This window comes from Serratia sp. J2, from assembly GCF_046269175.1.
Lineage (GTDB): Bacteria > Pseudomonadota > Gammaproteobacteria > Enterobacterales > Enterobacteriaceae > Chania > Chania fonticola_C.
Genome location: NZ_JBKABN010000082.1, coordinates 1 through 1,888, shown reverse-complemented (window position 1 = coordinate 1,888; position 1,888 = coordinate 1). Strand labels below are relative to the sequence as shown.

Below are 1,888 nucleotides of genomic sequence, written 5' to 3'. Positions count from 1 at the left end.
TCGGATGCTTAACAAAACAAAAGCGGCCTTGCAGGGCCGCCAGTGTCAACGCATAAAACTTAAGCCAGTGCAGATTATCACATTGATCGATCAGGTCAAGTTAACCCCGCCATTGGCTGAGTTCGATATCAGACACGCTTTGGCGGTAACCGCGCCATTGGCGCAGTTCAATAAATTAACAGCTCACATTGAGCCACTGACACAAACTACCGGAATCCCTGCAGTTACCTTTTACTCAATCAGAGGTAAAGCACCTGTTACCGGAAACCCAGTATCGGCGATTGAGGGTATTCCCCCAGTGGGGGTAAAGGGGTATCCGGCATTGTCGCACACCCCAGGCGATACCCACTCAACGAAAATTTTCGTTCAGCCCTTTGGCTCTTCTTTAGCTTTTTTGCGCTGGCGGCGTTTGATCTCGCCTTTGGCTGCGGTTACGAGAAAACCAGCTGTGCTTTCCCCGTCTTCCTTTAGCTGTTCAATATCTTCCATTACTTCATGTGGGATTCGAACAGTTGTCATTTGCGATTTTGCGTTCTTTGCACCCGTTGCCATTGCTGAGACTCCGTATGTTAGGTGTATGTCAGTATACGCAAAAATAATGATAAGAAAAGGCTTGAAGTGTATTTCACTTGAGTGTAGCGTAAAACGCAAAGGTGACATACACCTTGTAGGCACGAAGCCCGGCAGTGTTGACGCACTAACCGGGCCTCTCACCAAACCGTTAAGTGAGGTAACGATCATGGCTGACATCAAGTCTACCCAAACTCGCCCTAAATTTACATTCCTGTTCCTGGCTATCTATTCCAATGGTGGCAGGCCAACCGTATTACGCACCGATGCAGATACAGAGCAAGAAGCCCGCCTCAAAATTGAGTGCACTGATTTCACTCTGATTTTTGCTGCCAAAATCCGCACTGAAAGCCCGTTGCACTTTCACCGTATCGATCTGGATTCCGGCCGCATTGAGTTCATGCACCAGAGTTACCAAACCTCTACGGAGGTGAGCCATGTTTAAAATCATCGTCACCACCAAGAACCACCGCACCGGCAAAACCACGGTAGAAACCTGCCGCCGCCGTTACAAAACCTACCGTGGTGCAGAGAAGGCCGCTCAGGGTATGCGCTGGGTATGTAGGCCGGATGGCGTAACCGCCACCGAGGAAGTTTCCGCCGAGGTTGTGGAGGTGCGCCATGTCTAATCAGCAACCGTGCAAAGATATGAACAGGCTTCATGCCGCCATTACAGATATTGACTGCTTATCGCAGCAGGCGTTCTCAGAGATTGCAGCCGCAGCAGATCTTTTATTGCACTGGATGGAGTCACCGGAAGGTTATCAGCGCCCGGACGTGATAGCAGCTGCTTTATCCAGTATTTCCCACAAAGCACAGCAAACACTTGAGAATATTGGACTCGAGGCTGAATCAGTAGGTTGTGAATACGTCGATCTCGACAGTAAACGCCGCTTCGCCGCTTTGGAGGCATTTAAAGCGGGGGTGAACCATGCATGATATTTACCACGCGCTCGTAACCCATGACTTTAGCCAGGTTTCTGATGAGTCATTAGGGGAATTCAGGGATATTTACGGCGATGCAGGCACTGGCGTTAATTCAGCAATGCGGGTTATCGGTAATTTGTTATTGGAAGTTGAGGGAGGAGAAGATTATTCAGACCAAGATGCCAGGCGCGATCTGTTTTTGGTTGGTTCGGTACTTAGACACCTTCCACGTATAGCGGAGGCACTGGAGCAAAACAGCCGTTCCGCTGAACATGAACTGAAAAAGCGCAAGGGGATTAGCAAATGATCAGCCAAGTGAAATACAACGAACTGGAGAAACGTGTAGAAGCGCTTGAGCTGGCCCTTGCCGCTATGAGCCACAAAGACGCCA

The 1,888-nt window shown here is 49.5% G+C and carries 5 protein-coding genes; 4 read left to right on the top strand and 1 reads right to left on the bottom strand.

Annotation, left to right across the window (positions count from 1 at the left end; all coding sequences use genetic code 11):
- Positions 1-366 precede the first annotated feature (366 nt).
- The gene (locus ACKWMY_RS28120; RefSeq protein WP_409487538.1) at positions 367-552 is read right to left on the bottom strand and encodes a YlcI/YnfO family protein; all 186 of its coding nucleotides are present in this window, start codon (positions 550-552) and stop codon (positions 367-369) included.
- Between the two features lie 25 nt (positions 553-577).
- Between ACKWMY_RS28120 and ACKWMY_RS28115 the strand changes: the two genes are divergently transcribed.
- From ACKWMY_RS28115 to ACKWMY_RS28100, 4 genes are read left to right on the top strand one after another with little or no spacing between them, the layout of a single operon-like run.
- Positions 578-1,015, top strand: a complete 438-nt coding sequence (locus ACKWMY_RS28115; RefSeq protein ID WP_409487537.1) for a host cell division inhibitor Icd-like protein — start codon at positions 578-580, stop codon at positions 1,013-1,015.
- Complete coding sequence (locus tag ACKWMY_RS28110; protein ID WP_409487536.1) at positions 1,008-1,199, top strand: hypothetical protein; 192 nt, start codon at positions 1,008-1,010, stop codon at positions 1,197-1,199. The genes ACKWMY_RS28115 and ACKWMY_RS28110 overlap by 8 nt, the downstream gene beginning before the upstream one ends.
- On the top strand, positions 1,192-1,509 hold the full coding sequence (locus ACKWMY_RS28105) for a hypothetical protein (protein ID WP_409487535.1): 318 nt from the start codon (positions 1,192-1,194) through the stop codon (positions 1,507-1,509). Before ACKWMY_RS28110 ends, ACKWMY_RS28105 begins: the two co-directional genes overlap by 8 nt.
- On the top strand, positions 1,502-1,804 hold the full coding sequence (locus ACKWMY_RS28100) for a hypothetical protein (protein WP_409487534.1): 303 nt from the start codon (positions 1,502-1,504) through the stop codon (positions 1,802-1,804). The genes ACKWMY_RS28105 and ACKWMY_RS28100 overlap by 8 nt, the downstream gene beginning before the upstream one ends.
- The last annotated feature ends 84 nt before the right edge of the window (positions 1,805-1,888 follow it).

Excerpts from the sequence above, each read along its gene's own strand:
- ACKWMY_RS28120 (WP_409487538.1), bottom strand. The coding sequence starts at position 552 with ATGGCAACGGGTGCAAAGAACGCAAAATCGCAAATGACAACTGTTCGA.
- ACKWMY_RS28115 (WP_409487537.1), top strand. The coding sequence starts at position 578 with ATGTCAGTATACGCAAAAATAATGATAAGAAAAGGCTTGAAGTGTATT.
- ACKWMY_RS28110 (WP_409487536.1), top strand. The coding sequence starts at position 1,008 with ATGTTTAAAATCATCGTCACCACCAAGAACCACCGCACCGGCAAAACC.
- ACKWMY_RS28105 (WP_409487535.1), top strand. The coding sequence starts at position 1,192 with ATGTCTAATCAGCAACCGTGCAAAGATATGAACAGGCTTCATGCCGCC.
- ACKWMY_RS28100 (WP_409487534.1), top strand. The coding sequence starts at position 1,502 with ATGCATGATATTTACCACGCGCTCGTAACCCATGACTTTAGCCAGGTT.